Origin of the sequence: Burkholderia sp. AU45274 (assembly GCF_030482505.1) — a bacterium.
Taxonomy (GTDB): Bacteria; Pseudomonadota; Gammaproteobacteria; order Burkholderiales; family Burkholderiaceae; genus Burkholderia.
The window spans coordinates 15,553-32,127 of record NZ_JAUJQE010000003.1 but is presented as its reverse complement, the minus strand read 5'-3'; the positions used below and the strand labels follow the sequence as shown (position 1 = coordinate 32,127).

Below are 16,575 nucleotides of genomic sequence, written 5' to 3'. Positions count from 1 at the left end.
CGCAGATCAGGCCGGACATCCGCTCCGCATCGATGCGATGAGGAGTGGTGTCCATTCTGCGATTCGCGCGCTTTCCGGAAGGTGAGGCTTCGATTACGGTCTTGTCATCAGGTCGCGGCCCGGCCGCACGGCCGTGTCAGTCAGCGCGCAACCGTTTCCGGGTTCCGCACGCTGCCCAGAAACCGCGTCAATTCCACCGTCTGCGGACGCTCGAAGATCTCGTCGGCCGTCCCGCTCTCCCACACGCGTCCCTGGTGCATGAACACGATCCTGTCGCTCACCGCACGCGCGAAGTTCATCTCGTGGGTGACCATGATCAGCGTCATGTCCTCGCGCGCGAGTTGCTCGATCACGCCCAGCACCTCGCCGACGAGCTCGGGATCGAGCGCCGACGTGATTTCGTCGCACAGCAGCACGCTCGGCTTCATCGCGAGCGCACGCGCGATCGCGACGCGCTGCTGCTGGCCGCCCGACAGGTGCTCCGGAAACGCGTCGAACTTGTCGCCGAGGCCGACGCGCTCGAGCATCAGCTCCGCGATCGCGCGCGCCTGCTGGGGGTGCGACTTCTTCACCACCGACTGCGCGAGCATCACGTTCTGTCCGGCGCTCAGGTGCGGAAACAGGTTGTATTGCTGGAACACCATGCCGACCTTCAGCCGCAGCGCACGCAAGTCCGCATGCCGCGCATCGACGCGTTCGCCGTCGACCGAGATCGTGCCCGCGTCGATGCTCTCGAGCCCGTTGAGCGTGCGCAGCAGCGTGCTCTTGCCCGAGCCGCTGCGGCCGATGATCGACACGACCTGCCCGCGCTCGACGGACAGGTCGATGCCCTTGAGCACATGATGGGTGCCGAAGTGCTTTTCGAGACCCCGGGTTTCAACGAGCGGCATGCCATCTCCTTTGCAACGTGCGCGCATAACGGGTAAGCGGATAGCAGAGCGCGAAATAGATCAGCGCAACGAGGCCATACACGACGAACGGCCGGAACGTCGCATTCGAGATCGCGATACCGACCTTCGTCAGCTCGGTGAAGCCGATGATCGACACGAGCGCCGTATCCTTCACCGCCTGCACGCCGAAGCCGACCGTCGGCGCGATCGCGATGCGCGCGGCCTGCGGCAGGATCACGTGACGCAACTGCTCGACATAGCTCATCGCCAGGCTGGCCGACGCCTCCCACTGCCCTTTCGGCACCGCCTCGACACAGCCGCGCCAGATCTCCGCCAGATAGGCGCTGGTGAAGAACGTGAGCCCCGCCGTGGCCGCGACCCACGGCGGCACGTCGAGCCCGACGAGCGGCAGGCCGAAGAACACGATGAACAGTTGCATCAGCAACGGCGTGCCCTGGAACACTTCGATATAGAGCTTCGCGATGCCGCGCAGCACCGTCGAACCCGACACGCGCATCACGAGCAGCCCGAGCCCGACGAGGCCGCCGGACACGAACGACACGATCGACAGCACGATCGTCCAGCGCGCGGCCAGCAGCAGGTTCGCGAGAATCTGCCCGAACGTGAAATCGGTCATCGCGCACCTCGCACGCGGCGGGAGAACAGGCGGCGGCCCATCGCGCCGAGCGTGGCGCGCATCAGCAGCGCCATCGCCAGATACGCGAGCGTGATCACGAAGTACGTCTCGAATGCACGGAAGTTGCGCGACTGGATGTAGCCGGCCGCATAGGTCAGGTCGGCCACCGAGATCTGCGACACGACCGCCGAACCCAGCATCGTGATCACGATCTGGCTCGACAGCGCGGGAAACACCTTGGCGAGCGCCTGCGGCAGCACGACGTGGCGCAGCATCTGCGCGCGCGACATCGCCAGCGCGGACGCCGCCTCCAGATGCCCTTTCGGCACGGCGGCCACGCCCGCGCGCACGATCTCGACCGAGTACGCGCCGAGGTTGAGCGTCATCGCGAGGATCGCGGCCGTGTACTCGTCGATGTGCACGCCGAGCGCCGGCAAGCCGAAGAAGATGAAGAACAGCTGGACGACGAACGGCGTATTGCGAATCGCCTCGACGTACGCGCCGATCAGCGGGCGCAGGCGCACGGCCGCGCGCGCGTCGGCACTGTACGCGGCCGCGCCGAGCACGCCGACGGCCGCGCCGAGCACGGTCGCGACCGCGGTCAGCGCGAGCGTGATCGCCGCGCCGCTCGCGAACACGCCGGCGTAATCGGCGAGTTCACCGAATTGAAGCTGGTAGCTCATGGGAAGCGGATGAATTCGGGTTCGGACAACGACACGCGCCACGCCGGGCATCCCGGCCGCGGCAACGTGTCAGGCTGCACTGCGATACGTCACAGCCCGGCCGGCAGCGGCTGGCCGAGCCACTTGCGCGACAGCTCGCCGAGCGAGCCGTCCTGCTTCGCATGCGCGATCGCATCGTCGATCTTCGCGAGCAGGCGCGGTTCGTTCTTGTTGACGCCGACGAAGCACGGCGAATTCTTGATCACGAACTTGACCTCGGGGCGGCGCGGCGGATGCTTCGCGAGAATCGCCGCCGCGACGATGTTGCCGGCCGCGATCAGTTGGACCTGCCCCGACAGGAACGCCTGGATCGTCGCGTTGTTGTCCTCGAAGCGCTTGATCGTCGCGTTCGGCGCGAGCTGCGACAGCGCGATCTCCTCGAGCGCGCCGCGCGTCGCGCCGACCGTCTTGCCGGTGAGGTCAGCGGGCGCGCTCACCTTCACGTCCGACGGCCCGAACACGCCCTGGAAATACGGCGCGTACGCGCTCGAGAAATCGATGACCTTCTCGCGCTCCGGCGTCTTGCCGAGCGACGAAATCACCATGTCGACCTTGTTGGTCGTCAGGTACGGAATCCGGTTCGCGCTGTTCACGGGCACCAGCTTCAGCTTGACGCCGAGCGCCTTGGCGAGGAGGCCTGCCATGTCGATGTCGTAGCCCTGCGGCTGCATGTCCGTGCCGACCGAACCGAACGGCGGATAGTCCTCGGGCACCGCGACGCGCAGCGTGCCGTTTTTCGCGATGGTGTCGAGCGCATCGGCGTGGGCCGGCGCGGCGGCGAACAGCGCGATCACGGGGGCGGCGAGCAGCGCAGCCAGCCAGGTGCGTCGGGGGAACGGTCGGGTCGTCGGGCTCACGGTGAATCTTCCTTGTCTGGTATGTCGTCGGGCAGCGCGCAACGATTGCGCGGCCGACACCACTCCAGCAAAAACCGGGCCATCGCCGTGAAACGCTTGCCGCACCGGCGCGAGACGAAAAATTCGATGTGCCGGATTCCTCATTTCGGTGCATGAGCCGGCGCCGTCGGTAACGGTTGCCCCCGCAGCGCGCGCCGGCGCACCAAATTACCTATCCGGTTCACCCGGCGCCGACACCTATGCATGGATTCGACCAGGCTCAGTCCAAATTTGCATTCCGTTTGTGACCGGAATTACGGCTGAATACGTTCGCGACGTACCGTGCCTTTCGTCACGTCCGACGAACCGCAATCTGGACGGGCGCGCGCGATTGCGCGCGCCGGACCTCCGGTACCGGTGGTCCCGATCGTCCGCGACCGGGACGAATCCCATCCCCTCCATGCGCGAGGAACCCGTCATGGCATCGATTCCCGACCCGTCGACAACCGGCGAAACCGACAAACGCAGCTGGCTCGAATCGCACGAAGCCGGCTATCACAAGACCCTCGGCAATCGACAGGTGCAGATGATCGCGATCGGCGGGGCCATCGGCACCGGGCTGTTTCTCGGCGCCGGCGCCCGGCTGCAGGCCGCCGGCCCGGCACTCGCGATCGTCTATCTCGTCTGCGGCGCGTTTTCGTTCCTGATCCTGCGCGCGCTCGGCGAGCTCGTGATGCATCGCCCGAGCAGCGGCAGCTTCGTGTCGTACGCACGCGAATTCCTCGGCGAAAAGGCGTCGTTCGTCGCAGGCTGGATGTACTTCCTGAACTGGGCGATGACCGGCATCGTCGACATCACCGCCGTCGCGCTCTACATGCATTACTGGGCACCGTTCGCGGCCGTGCCGCAGTGGATCTTCGCGCTCGTCGCGCTGTGCATCGTCGCGACGATGAACCTGATCGGCGTGAAATGGTTCGCGGAAATGGAGTTCTGGTTCGCTTTGATCAAGGTCGCCGCGATCGTGCTGTTTCTCGTGATCGGCGCGGCGATCCTCGGCACGGGCATGCCGGTGGCCGGCCATGGCACCGGCCTGCATCTGATCACCGACAACGGCGGGTTCTTTCCGCACGGACTGATGCCGGCGCTGGTGCTGGTGCAGGGCGTGGTGTTCGCGTTCGCGGGCGTCGAACTGGTCGGCACGGCCGCCGGCGAATGCAAGGATGCGCGCAAGGTGCTGCCGCGCGCGATCAACAACGTAATCTGGCGCATCGCGATTTTCTACGTCGCATCGGTCGTGCTGCTGGTCTGCCTGCTGCCGTGGAGTGCGTACAAGGCGGGCCAGAGCCCGTTCGTCACGTTCTTCGGCGCGCTCGGCGTGCCGGGCATCGGCTCGGTGATGAACCTGGTGGTGCTCACGGCCGCGCTGTCGAGCCTCAATTCCGGCCTGTATTCGACGGGGCGCGTATTGCGTTCGCTGTCGATGGGCGGCTCGGCCCCCGCATTCCTCGCGCGGATGAGCGGGCAATCCGTCCCGTACGCAGGCATTCTGGTGACGGTCGCGATCTATGTGGTCGGCGTGCTGCTCAACTATCTGGTGCCGTCGAGCGTGTTCGAGATCGTGCTGAACATCGCGTCGCTCGGCATCATCAGCACATGGGGCTTCATCGTCGTATGCCAGATGAAGTTCCGCGCCGCGGTCAGGCGCGGCGACGTGGAGGACGTCTCGTTCAGGATGCCCGGCGCGCCCGTGACGTCGTGGCTCACGCTGCTGTTCCTGCTCGGCGTGCTGGTGTTGATGGCATTCGACTACCCGAACGGGACATGGACGATCGCGTCGATCCCGCTGGTCGCGCTGCTGCTCGTGGCCGGCTGGAAGTGGCTGAGCCGTCGCGCGCGCCGCGCGTTGCTGAAGCCGACGATTCCGTCGATCGCGCTCACGCAGAACGTGCTCGAGAAAGGCGACGACTGACTCGCTACGGCATGCGTGCCGTCCGTTGAAGGAACCGCCGTCGGGCCGCGGACGGCGGTCGCCAATCGCGCTCAGTGATGGTCGTACAACTGGTGCTCGTCGAGCGACGCGAGCGATTGCGCATCAGTGCGCTTTGCGGCGACGCTCGGCCGCGCGGCGGCCGATTGCGCTTGCTGCGCGGCGACCTTCGCCTCGGCGGCCTGGATGTCGTCGGGATAGTTCGGATCGTTACCGATCGGCCGATAGCCGGCCTGTTCGACGCGGACGAGATCGGCGCGCACGTCGGCCCGTGTGAGCGCATGGTCGGCGGTTTGCGCAAATGCGACGATCGGTGCGCTCAGTGCGCAGGAAAGCAGGACTGCACGAATCAGGTTGTTCATGATGTTCACCTCTCAATGATGGCGTGTTCGCGTCCGCAGATCAGGCCGGACATCCGCTCCCCATCGATGTGATGAAGAGTTGGATTCATTCTGCGATTCGCGCGCTTTCCTGAAGGTGAGGCTTCGATTACGGTTTTGTTATCTGATCGCTCGCGTCCGTCGTGGGCGGGCCGCCCCGGTTCGCCGGACATCGCGCGGGCCCGCGACGCGATGCGCGTGCCAGTCGATCGTCGCGTTCATGCGGGCGCGTCGAGCGGCCGTACTTCCGGAATCATCGCGGCCTGGCCGTGCACGACTCCGTCCGCGTCCATGAGCTGCCACACGGTCGCGCGTTCGATCCAGAACCGCTTGCCGGACTTCGTCACGCGCACGCCGCGATATTCGGCCACGAAGCCATCGCGCATCACCTTGTCGAGAAACACCTGGCGCTCGTGTCGCTCCATCGGCTCCGCCGACAGACGGGACGGCAACGCCGTCAGTTCATCCCAGTCGTATTCGAAAATCGCCTGCGCGCGCCGGTTGCCGTACACGAACACCGGGTCGGCCGACGTGTCGTGCGCCAGGATGCCGAACGGCGCCGCTTCGTACAGCCACGCGGCGCCGTCGGATGCGCTCATGCCGTCGGGCACGAGCGGGCAGTTCACGAGCCGGCGATACGAGTCGGCAAGAAGGCGGAAGAAGTTTGCATCGGTGCGCAACGACATCGGTCTGGCTCCTGAAATCGGCGAGATACGCGAATGAGCGAAGGTTTGCCGCCGGACATTATGGATGAAGCGGCGCGCCGCCGTCGGCGGCGCGGGTCCGGCCAGCCCGCATCGCGCTGCGCGGCCTGCCGCACGGCCGCTGCCGCCGCGCCGGCGCAGATAACGGTTTCGTAATCTTCGAGTCAGGGTCGGGTCAACGCCGCGCCGGCAGACTGCGTGCTCGTCGCATCGAATGCGCGTCCATTCCCCGCTTCGAGGAGCACCATCATGTGGATCGTCCGGCTGGCGTTACGCAGGCCCTACACGTTCGTCGTACTCGCGCTGCTGATCTTCATCGCGGGGCCGCTCGCGCTGCTGCGCACCCCCACCGACATCTTCCCGAACATCGACATTCCGGTCGTCAGCATCGTCTGGTCGTACAACGGCTTCTCCGCGGAGGACATGGCCAAGCGCATCACGTCGAACTACGAACGCGCGCTCACGTCGGACGTCGACGACATCGAGCACATCGAATCGCAATCGCTGAACGGCGTGTCGGTCGTGAAGATCTTCTTCCACCCGGGCGCCGACATCAATCGCGCGATCGCGGAAGCCTCGAGCAACGCCGCGTCGATCCTGCGCATCCTGCCGCCCGGCACGCTGCCGCCGAACATCATCACGTACAACGCGTCGACGGTGCCGATCCTGCAGCTCGGGCTGTCGAGCAACACGCTCGCCGAGCAGCAGCTGTACGACCTCGGCAACAGCTTCATCCGCACGCAGCTCGCGACCGTCCAGGGCGCGGCCGTGCCGTTGCCGTTCGGCGGCAAGATCCGCCAGATCGTCGTCGATCTCGACACGCGTGCGCTGCAGGCGAAGGGCCTCGCGCCGATCGACGTGGTGAACGCGATCAACGCGCAGAACCTGATCCTGCCCGGCGGCACCGCGAAGATCGGCACGCACGAGTACGACGTGCAGATGAACGGCAGCACGCAGACGGTGGCCGCGCTGAACGACCTGCCGGTGAAGACGATCGGCGGCACGGTCGTCTATGTGCGCGACGTCGCTCACGTACGCGACGGCTACGCGCCGCAGACCAACATCGTGCGGGTGGACGGCAAACGCGCGGCGCTGCTGACCGTCGAGAAAACGGGTAGCGCGTCGACGCTGACGATCATCGACCAGGTGAAGGCGATGCTGCCGAAGATCGCGGCCGGGCTGCCGAAGGCGCTGCACATTTCGCCGCTCGACGACCAGTCGGTGTTCGTGAAGGCGGCAGTCCAGGGTGTCGTGCGCGAGGCGCTGATCGCCGCGTGCCTGACCGCGCTGATGATCCTGCTGTTCCTCGGCAGCTGGCGCGCGACGCTGATCATCGCGATCACGATCCCGCTCGCGGTGCTCACGTCGCTGCTCGCGCTCGCCGTGCTCGGCCAGACCATCAACATCATGACGCTCGGGGGCCTCGCGCTCGCGGTCGGGATCCTGGTGGACGACGCGACCGTCGCGATCGAGAACATCACGCATCATCTGGAACTCGGCGCGCCGCTTGAGGACGCGATCCTGACCGGCGCGGGCGAAATCGCGGTGCCGACCTTCGTGTCGACGCTGTCGATCTGCATCGTGTTCGTGCCGATGTTCCTGCTCACCGGCGTCGCGCGCTACCTGTTCGTGCCGCTGGCCGAAGCCGTGATCTTCGCGATGATCGCGTCGTACTTCTTCTCGCGCACGCTGGTGCCGACGCTCGCGATGGCGCTGATGCGCGCGAAGGGCCACGGCCGGCCGCCGCGCGGCGTGTTCGCCCGCCTCGCGCGCTTCCAGGCCGCGTTCGAACAACGCTTCGAGGCCGTCCGGCTGCGCTATCGCGCGCTGCTCGCGGCGGCGATCGCGCGGCGCCGCCGCTTCGCGGCCGCGTTCCTGCTCGCCTGCGTCGCATCGACCGGCCTGTTCGCGTTCGCCGGCCAGGACTTCTTTCCGTCGGTCGATACCGGCGAGATCCGCCTGCACCTGCGCGCGCCGACCGGCACGCGAATCGAGGAGACCGCACGGCTCACCGACGAAGTGGAAGCGAAGATCCGCGGCGTGATCCCGGCGGACCAGCTCGCGGGCGTGCTCGACAACATCGGCGTGCCGGTGAGCGGGATCAACCTCACGTACGACGCGTCCGACCCGATCGGCACCGGGGACGCCGACGTGCTGATCACGCTGAAGCCGAACCATGCGTCCACGGCCGCGTACGTCGCGACGCTGCGCAACGTGCTCGCGCAGTCGTTCCCCGGCGTGACGTTCGCGTTCCTGCCGGCCGACATCGTCAGCCAGATCCTCAATTTCGGGCTGCCCGCGCCGATCGACATCCAGATCGTCGGCAACCAGCTCGACCAGAACCGCGCGGTCGCGAACGCGCTGCTCGCGAAGCTGCGCGGCGTGCGCGGCCTCGTCGACGCACGCATCCAGCAACCCGGCGACGAACCGGCGATCGACGTGAACGTCGACCGCACGAAGGCGATCCTGGCCGGTCTGCAGCAGCGCGACGTCGCGCAGAACCTGCTGATCGCGCTGTCCGGCAGCTCGCAGACCACGCCGAACTTCTGGCTCGATCCGCGCAACGGCGTCAGCTACCCGGTGCTCGTGCAGACGCCGCAGTACACGGTGAATTCGCTGCAGGCGCTCGCGAACGTGCCGCTGCCCGCCGGCACCGCCCGCGCGCCGCAGACGCCGGCCGGCGGCCCGGCGGCCGGCGCACCCGCGCAGAACCTGCTCGGCACGCTCGGCAGCTTCTCGCGCACGACGCAGCAGGCGGTCGTGTCGCACTACAACGTGCAGCCGGTGCTCGACCTCTTCGCGTCGGTGCAGGGGCGCGACCTCGGCGGCGTCACCGCCGACGTGACGACACTCGTCGACGAAGCCCGCGCGCAACTGCCGCCCGGCTCGTCGATCGTGCTGCGCGGCCAGGTGCAGGCGATGCACGAGTCGTTCACCGGACTGCTCGGCGGCCTCGTGCTCGCGGTCGCGCTCGTCTACCTGCTGATGGTCGTCAATTTCCAGTCGTGGCTCGACCCGCTCGTGATCGTCGGCGGCCTGCCCGCGTCGCTCGCCGGCATCGCGTGGATGCTGTTCGTCACGCGCACGACGCTGTCCGTGCCTGCGCTGACGGGCACGATCCTCTGCATCGGCATCGCGACCGCGAACAGCATCCTCGTCGTGAACACGGCGCGCGAACTGCTCGCCGGCGGCGCGCCGCCGTGGCAGGCCGCGCTGGACGCCGGGTTCAACCGCTTCCGCCCGGTGCTGATGACCGCGCTCGCGATGCTGATCGGGATGCTGCCGATGGCGCTCGGCCTCGGCGACGGCGGCGAGCAGAACGCGCCGCTCGGCCGCGCGGTGATCGGCGGGCTCGCGTTCGGCACGGTGTCGACGCTGCTGTTCGTGCCGGTCGTGTTCGGCTTCGTCCACGCGTGGCTCGACCGGCGTCGCGAGGCCGCGGCCGCACGGCGCGCGCAGCCCACCTCCGATACGCCGGCGCTGGGCTGATCGCGCCGCCGCCCTTTCATCCGATTCGTCCAACCTCGAGCCCCCATCATGAACGACTCGATCGAACCCCTCGCCCCGCCGGCCGCCGACGCGGCCCACCCTGCCGGAAGCACGATCGAACGCGCGGCCGTCCCGCCCGGCTCCCGCGAGGCGGCGCCCGATGCGCCGCACCGCCGACGCGGCCGCCGGCTGACCGTGCCGCTCGCCGCCGTCGCGCTCGCCGCCGTGCTGCTCGCGATCGGTATCGTGCCGCGCATCGATGCGCGCGCCGCGCAGCGCGCGCAGGTGGCCGCGCAGCAAGCGCTGCCGGTATCGGTGATCGCGCCCGGCACGGCGCCCGCCGACCAGACGCTGACGCTGCCCGGTTCGGTGATGCCGTTCGCGGAAGCGTCGATCTATGCGCGCACCAGCGGCTACATCGCGCACTGGAGCGCGGATCTCGGCGCGCACGTGAAGGCCGGCCAGCCGCTCGCGCAGATCGCCGCGCCCGATCTCGATGCGCAGTTGCGCCAGGCGCGCGCCGACGCGGCCACCGCGCAGGCGAACTACGACTATGCGAAATCGACCGCGCAGCGCTGGCAGGACATGCTGACGTCGCAATCGGTGTCGCAGCAGGACACCGACACGAAGGTGGCCGACATGAACGCGAAGCGTGCGATGCTCGCATCCGCGCAGGCGAACGTCGCGCACCTGAACGAGCTGGTGTCGTACGAAGCGGTCAGCGCGCCGTTCGACGGCGTGATCACCGCGCGCAACGTCGACGTCGGCACGCTCGTCACCGCGGGCGGCACGCCGGGCAGTCCGGGCTTGTCCGGCGAACTGTTCCATCTGGAGCAAACCGGCACGCTGCGCGTATTCGTCGACGTGCCGCAGGACAGCGCAGCCGACGTCTCGACCGGCACGCCGGTCTACCTGACCACGCAGCAGTATCCGGGGCGGCACTTTGCCGCGCGCGTCGCACGCACGGCGGGCGCGATCGATCCGGTCACGCGCACGCTGCGCGTCGAAATCGACGTCGACAACGCCGACGGCGCGCTGCTGCCCGGTGCGTATGCGCAGGCGCACCTCGTCGTCGCGAGCGCCGCGCCCGCGTTCGAGCTGCCCGTCAGCGCGCTGCTGTTCCGGCCGGACGGCGTGACGGTGGCGACCGTCGCCGCGAACGGACGCACCGCGCTCAAGCGCGTGCAGATCGGGCGCGATTTCGGCACACGCGTCGAGATCGTCTCGGGGCTCGCGGCAGGCGATCGCGTGATCGACAACCCGGGCGATGCGATCACCGCCGGCGAAGTCGTGAAGATCGTGTCGATCGCGCACGCGGCGGCACCGGTTGCCGCTTCGCCCGCGCAACGCGCGCAACCCGCGCCCGCGAGCGGTGCGGGCGGCGTGCCGCCGATGCGCGCGAGCGGCGCAGCACCGGCCGCGCCGGCCGCATCGACACCCGCCTCGGCGCCCGCACGCGGCTGACCTATCGAAGACCCCTGACGAGATATCCGCCATGCGCCTCGCTCATCCGTTCCCGTTCGCCCGCCGCGCCGTCGCGCTCGGCGCCGCCGCGGCATTGGCCGCATTGACCGCCTGCACGACGCTGCCGCCATATTCACCGCCTGCGGTCGCCGTACCGGCGCATTACGCGGGCGCACCGACCGCACCGGCTGCGCAAGCCGGCTGGCACGTCGCGATGCCCGCCGACGCCGCTGCGCGCGGCGCGTGGTGGACGGTGTTCGGCGACGCCGACCTGAACGCGCTCGAAGCGCGCGTCGACGTATCGAACCAGACGGTGAAGAAAGCGCTCGCCGATTTGCAGCAGGCCCGCGCGATGGTCGACTACCAGCACGCGGGGTTCCTGCCGACGATCACCGCGGGCGCCGCGCAAAGCCGCGCACGCGTGTCGCAGAACCGGCTCGGCTCGTCGCTGGCCGGCAAGACCACGCCCGACTATCAGGCCGGCGTGGCCGCGAGCTGGGAGCCCGACGTATTCGGCCGCGTGCGCGATGCGGTGACGGGCGCGCAGGCGAACGCCGCCGCGAGCGCGGCCGACCTGCAGGCCGTGAAGCTGTCGGTGACGGCCGAGCTGGCGACCGACTATTTCGCGTTGCGCTCGCTCGACACGCAGAAGCAACTGCTCGACGACACGGTGCAGGCGTACGCGGACGCGCTGACGCTGCTGAAGCAGCAGCTCGCGGCCGGTGCGATCGACGCATCGGCGGTCGCGCAGGCCGACACGCAACTCGAGGCGACGCGCACGCAGGACACCGACATCGACGCGTCGCGCGCGCAGCTCCAGCATGCGATTGCAACGCTGGTCGGCGAAAGCGCGTCGACGTTCGCGCTGCCGCCGCGTGTGCAGGCGTACGACGTGCCGGCCATCCCGCCCGGCGTGCCGTCGCAACTGCTCGAGCGGCGGCCCGACATCGCGGCGGCCGAGCGCCGCGTCGCGGCCGCGAACGCGCGGATCGGCGAGGCGCGCGCGGCGTTCTTCCCGGACCTCGTGCTGTCGGCGAGCGCCGGGCTCGAAAGTTCGTTCTTTGCGCCGTGGCTCACCGCGCCGAGCCTGTTCTGGTCGCTCGGCCCGCAGCTCGCCGGCACGCTGTTCGACGGCGGCCGCCGCAGCGCGTCGCTGCGCGGCGCGCATGCGCAATACGACGGCGCGGTCGCCGATTACCGGCAAACCGTGCTGGTGGCATTCCAGCAGGTCGAAGATCAGTTGTCGTCGCTCGATGCGCTCGCGTCGGAGGCACGCAGCCAGCAGCGCGCGACCGACGCGGCCGACCTGTCGCTGCGGCTGACGACGAACCGGTTCAACGCAGGCGCCGTCAGCTACCTGGATGTCGTGACCGCGCAGACGATCGCACTGACGAACCGGCGCACGGCCGATCAGATCGCCGCGCGGCGAATGGAGGCCGAGGTCGGGTTGTTGAAGGCGTTGGGCGGTGGCTGGCAGGCGGAGCCGGCGCCCGGCGCGGCGGCACAGACGCAGACGGGCATCGCAAGCGACGCGGCCGCCGCGCCGCACGATACCGCCGTTACGACGCCGACGGCCGGCTGAACGTGAGCATGAAACGCGTGCCGGCCGCATCGCTTTCGACGCGGGCGGAACCGCCGTGCAGTTCCATCACCGACCGCACGATCGCGAGGCCGAGCCCGGCCGTGCCGCCCGGCGCACCGCCGCTGCGCGCCGGGTCGCCGCGCACGAACCGGTCGAAGATCCGCGGCAGCAGCGCGGGATCGATCGGCTCGCCGGGATTGGCGACGACGACGCGCACCGCATCCGGCGTTTCGTCGACGGCGAGCGTGATGACACCGCCGGCCGGGGTGTAACGCAGCGCGTTCGCGAGCAGGTTGCCGATCGCGCGGCGAAACAGCTCGACGTCGGCGGTCAGCCGCCCCTGCCCTTCGACGCGCAGCGTCGAGCCCGCTTCGTCGGCGAGCCCCTCGAAATACCCGGCGATGCGTTCGAGTTCGTCGCGCACGTCGAATGCCCGCTGCCGCGTGACGAAGCTCGGATGCTCGGCGCGCGCGAGAAACAGCACGTTGTCGATCATCCGCGCGAGCCGGTCGTACTCCTCGAGATGCGATTCGAGCAGCGCCTGGTATTCATCGGCCGGCCGCGGCCGTGCGAGCGCGACTTCGGTCGCGCCGCGCATGTTGTTCAGCGGCGTCCGCAGGTCGTGCGCGAGATCGGCGCTGAATTGCGACAGGTGCGAGAACGCCTGCTGCAGGCGGCCGAGCATCGCATTCTGCGCATCGACGAGCGCCCGCAGCTCGCGCGGCGCGCGCGACGCGTCGAGCCGCGTGTCGAGCTTGTCGACCGTGATCCGGCCGGTGTTGTCGACGATCTCGCGCAGCGGCTCGAGTGCCCTGCGGATCAGCCCGTAGCCGAGCAGCAGCGCGAACAACGCGCCGAGGCCGCCGGCAAGCTTGAGCCGGTCGCGGTAACCGTCGAGCAGCGCGGCCCGGTCGCGCATGTTGCGCGCGATCGCGACGTGAATCGGCGTGCGGTCGCCGAGCAAGGCTTCGATCACGACGCCGCGCATCGGCGTGCCGCCCGCCGCGATCCATGTGACGAGTCGATCGGCCGTGATCCGGTCGTTCGCGGGTATCGGCGCCGCATTCGGCGCAACCAGCTGCGCGTCGGCCAGCGGCGCCGACGCGGCCGGCCGCGCGTCGTCGAGCGCGGCGAGCGTGACGTTGTGGCGCACCAGCATGTCGCCCTGCCCGTCGGTGACGACCATCGACAGCGCCTCGTTGCCGAGCACCTGGCTCGTGAGCCGCTCCGTATGCGCGCGCACCGCGTCGAGCGATTCGAGCTCGCCCGCGAGCCGGCGCGTATGGCGCGCGGCGAGCACGATGTCGAGGTCGTCCTGCGTATTGACCTGCCGCTCGAGGCTCGCGTACACGTACACGCCGACGAGCCCGAACGCGGCCAGCGTGGTCGCGGCAATCGCGAGTGCGAGCGTCGCGGCCAGCGAGCGCGGCCACCTCATGCGTCGTCCTTCGGTTCGAGCACGTAGCCGACGCCGCGCACCGTGTGGATCAGCTTCACCGGGAACGCGTCGTCGATCTTCGCGCGCAGGCGCCGGATCGCGACTTCGACGACGTTGGTATCGCTGTCGAAATTCATGTCCCACACGTAGGACGCGATCTGCGTGCGGCTCAGCACCTCGCCCTGCCGGCGTGCAAGCAGCTGCAGCAGCGAGAATTCGCGCGGCGTCAGGTCGATCCGCGTGGCGCCGCGCTTCACGCGGCGGCGCACGACGTCGATTTCGAGGTCGCCAACCGCGAGATGCTCGGTTTCGCGCGGCGGCCCGCGCCGCGCGAGCGTGCGGATGCGGGCGAGCAGCTCGACGAACGCGAACGGCTTCACCAGGTAATCGTCGGCGCCGAGCTCGAGGCCGTGCACGCGGTCCTGCACGTCGTCGCGCGCCGTCAGGAACAGCACCGGCGTCGTATGCGTGTCGCGCAGCCGCTTCAGCACGCCCCAGCCGTCGAGCACCGGCAGCATCACGTCGAGCACGATCACGTCGTAGCGCTCTTCCTGCGCGAGCGTCAGCCCTTCGCCGCCGTCCTTCGCGAGATCGACGCTGAACCCCGATTCCTCGAGGCCCTTCTTCAGGTAGGCGCCCGTCTTCGGCTCGTCTTCAACTATCAGGATGCGCATGGCGGTTCCGTCGCGGTCGTGGTGACATGCGGCGATGTTACCGGGAAACGGCGACGGCGCACTGCACGGTGCAAGCGGGAACGGGGTGGATGACAAAACGGTAATCGGGCCGTCAGCGTGGCGTGCGGTGGCGAACCCCCGAATCCCCATTGGCGGCGCCGATCGGTATTCAGGGGACGGGCAGCTCGGCACACGCGGGCGCGGTGCGGACGACGGGTACCGAGGACGACCCGGACGGCGATGTCCGCACATCGCACGCGTCGTGAACGCGTATGCAACCGAACTTAAAGGCGCCCTCCCGAGCCCCTGCCGCCGTTATTTGGAGCCGGCCTGCGCAAACCCGCACGTCGGATCGAACGCGTCGAGGATCGTTGCCGACGTGCCGGCCATTCGCGTGGCCGTCGCGTCCGGATTCGCGCGCGCGGGCCCTGCCGAAGCCGGTGCACCGCCGTTCACATCAGGCCGCCGCCCAGCAAGGTGAGGCAGCCCCTTCCGCTGCGTTCGGATTCCCTCATGCCTGCACGCCGCACCCATTGAGCAACGCCGAGCTTGCTGAGCGACATTTCGTCGAGCGGTTTCGTCACGGCCCGGACGAGCGCATCGGAACAGCGCCGACAGCGCCGCCCGGCCGGATCAAGGCTTGCATCAGGCGGCATCGATAGCACATGCCGGCATAGCTGCGCCCCGACAAAAGTAACCCTCCGAACATCACATGATTGCATTCTCACATTTTATGTGATTTTATTACCACCTGTCGCACGCCGCCGCCCACCACGCGCGCGGCGCACCCCATACCAAGGAAGAGACGCAGATGGAGACAATCGCCGTCATCGGCAGCAACATGGTCGATCTCGTGACCTACGTCGCACGCATGCCCGCCCGGGGCGAAACGCTCGAAGCACCGAACTTCGAGCTCGGCTGCGGCGGCAAGGGGGCGAACCAGGCCGTCGCGGCCGCCCGCCTCGGCGCGCGCGTCGTGATGGTCACGAAGGTCGGCGACGACGTCTTCGCCGACAACACGATCCGCAACTTCGAGCGCGAAGGCATCGACACCACGCACGTGCGCAAGGTCGCCGGCGTGCCGAGCGGCGTCGCGCCGATCTTCGTCGAACCCGATTCGAGCAACAGCATCCTGATCGTCAAGGGCGCGAACCGCCACCTGACGCCGGCCGACATCGACGCGGCCGCGCCGCAGCTCGCCGCATGCGCGCTGATCGTGCTGCAGCTCGAGATCGAACTCGACACCGTCTATCACGCGATCGCATTCGGCGCGCGGCACGGCATTCCGGTGCTGCTGAACCCCGCGCCCGCGGTGGCCGATCTCGATTTCGAGCGGATCCGCACCGTCGAATTCTTCGTGCCGAACGAAACCGAGCTCGCGATCGTGTCCGGCATGCCGGTCGATTCGCGCGACAGCGCGGCGCGTGCCGCCGAAGCGCTGGTCGCGCGCGGGCTCAAGCACGTGCTCGTCACGCTCGGCAGCAACGGTTCGCTGCTGGTATCGCGCGACGGCGTGCGGCATGTGCCGGGCGTGCCGGTCGACGCACGCGACACGACGGGCGCCGGCGATGCGTACATCGGCTGCTTCGCGCGCTGCTATGCCGCGTCACGCAACGCACTCGATGCGATGCGTTACGCGTCCGCGTATGCCGCGCATTCGGTCACGGGCCTCGGCACGCAGAAGTCGTACGCCGACACCGCGACGTTCGAACGCTTCCTCCGCGACGCCGGCATGTAAGCGACGCCTTCATCGACGAGACAATTGGGAAGGA

Annotated in this window: 13 protein-coding genes; 5 read left to right on the top strand and 8 right to left on the bottom strand. The window is 68.7% G+C overall.

The genetic code is table 11. The features are described 5' to 3' along the window. Positions 1 to 140: 140 nt before the first annotated feature. The 4 genes from QZM35_RS12955 to QZM35_RS12940 all read right to left on the bottom strand — a co-directional run bounded on the left by QZM35_RS12955 (position 141) and on the right by QZM35_RS12940 (position 3,106). Positions 141 to 890 (bottom strand): amino acid ABC transporter ATP-binding protein, encoded by a 750-nt coding sequence (locus QZM35_RS12955; protein ID WP_089433578.1) that lies wholly within the window; start codon positions 888 to 890, stop codon positions 141 to 143. Continuing rightward, positions 877 to 1,527, bottom strand: coding sequence for an amino acid ABC transporter permease (locus QZM35_RS12950; protein ID WP_089433577.1), 651 nt, complete (start codon positions 1,525 to 1,527; stop codon positions 877 to 879). The genes QZM35_RS12955 and QZM35_RS12950 overlap by 14 nt, the downstream gene beginning before the upstream one ends. Next, positions 1,524 to 2,210: an amino acid ABC transporter permease gene (locus tag QZM35_RS12945; RefSeq protein ID WP_089429512.1), complete on the bottom strand. Its 687-nt coding sequence runs from the start codon at positions 2,208 to 2,210 to the stop codon at positions 1,524 to 1,526. Before QZM35_RS12945 ends, QZM35_RS12950 begins: the two co-directional genes overlap by 4 nt. Positions 2,211 to 2,299: 89 nt before the next feature. Further along, the gene (locus QZM35_RS12940) at positions 2,300 to 3,106 is read right to left on the bottom strand and encodes a transporter substrate-binding domain-containing protein (protein WP_301776076.1); all 807 of its coding nucleotides are present in this window, start codon (positions 3,104 to 3,106) and stop codon (positions 2,300 to 2,302) included. Between the two features lie 457 nt (positions 3,107 to 3,563). Between QZM35_RS12940 and ansP the strand changes: the two genes are divergently transcribed. Continuing rightward, the gene (gene ansP / locus QZM35_RS12935; RefSeq protein ID WP_226206324.1) at positions 3,564 to 5,054 is read left to right on the top strand and encodes an L-asparagine permease; all 1,491 of its coding nucleotides are present in this window, start codon (positions 3,564 to 3,566) and stop codon (positions 5,052 to 5,054) included. 71 nt (positions 5,055 to 5,125) lie between these two features. Here the strand turns inward: ansP and QZM35_RS12930 are convergent, their stop codons facing one another. Continuing rightward, positions 5,126 to 5,434 carry a DUF4148 domain-containing protein gene (locus tag QZM35_RS12930; RefSeq protein WP_089430105.1) on the bottom strand — a complete coding sequence of 103 codons (309 nt, stop codon included), beginning with the start codon at positions 5,432 to 5,434 and terminating at the stop codon, positions 5,126 to 5,128. Between the two features lie 236 nt (positions 5,435 to 5,670). Beyond that, a complete protein-coding gene (locus tag QZM35_RS12925) occupies positions 5,671 to 6,138 on the bottom strand; it encodes an MEKHLA domain-containing protein (RefSeq protein ID WP_089433575.1) in 468 nt (155 codons plus the stop codon). Between the two features lie 267 nt (positions 6,139 to 6,405). Here QZM35_RS12925 and QZM35_RS12920 point away from each other — a divergent pair, with 267 nt between their 5' ends. From QZM35_RS12920 to QZM35_RS12910, 3 genes are read left to right on the top strand one after another with little or no spacing between them, the layout of a single operon-like run. Further along, on the top strand, positions 6,406 to 9,645 hold the full coding sequence (locus QZM35_RS12920) for an efflux RND transporter permease subunit (RefSeq protein WP_301776075.1): 3,240 nt from the start codon (positions 6,406 to 6,408) through the stop codon (positions 9,643 to 9,645). Between the two features lie 48 nt (positions 9,646 to 9,693). Next, positions 9,694 to 11,109 carry an efflux RND transporter periplasmic adaptor subunit gene (locus QZM35_RS12915; protein ID WP_301776074.1) on the top strand — a complete coding sequence of 472 codons (1,416 nt, stop codon included), beginning with the start codon at positions 9,694 to 9,696 and terminating at the stop codon, positions 11,107 to 11,109. 31 nt (positions 11,110 to 11,140) lie between these two features. Further along, positions 11,141 to 12,691, top strand: a complete 1,551-nt coding sequence (locus tag QZM35_RS12910; RefSeq protein ID WP_301776073.1) for an efflux transporter outer membrane subunit — start codon at positions 11,141 to 11,143, stop codon at positions 12,689 to 12,691. On the opposite strand, the gene QZM35_RS12905 is transcribed toward QZM35_RS12910, so the two are convergent. After that, positions 12,669 to 14,129, bottom strand: a complete 1,461-nt coding sequence (locus QZM35_RS12905; RefSeq protein WP_301776072.1) for a heavy metal sensor histidine kinase — start codon at positions 14,127 to 14,129, stop codon at positions 12,669 to 12,671. The two genes, QZM35_RS12910 and QZM35_RS12905, sit on opposite strands and share 23 nt — an antisense overlap. Further along, complete coding sequence (locus QZM35_RS12900; protein WP_027786146.1) at positions 14,126 to 14,803, bottom strand: heavy metal response regulator transcription factor; 678 nt, start codon at positions 14,801 to 14,803, stop codon at positions 14,126 to 14,128. The genes QZM35_RS12905 and QZM35_RS12900 overlap by 4 nt, the downstream gene beginning before the upstream one ends. Positions 14,804 to 15,614: 811 nt before the next feature. Between QZM35_RS12900 and rbsK the strand changes: the two genes are divergently transcribed. Beyond that, complete coding sequence (gene rbsK / locus QZM35_RS12895; RefSeq protein WP_089429506.1) at positions 15,615 to 16,541, top strand: ribokinase; 927 nt, start codon at positions 15,615 to 15,617, stop codon at positions 16,539 to 16,541. The last annotated feature ends 34 nt before the right edge of the window (positions 16,542 to 16,575 follow it).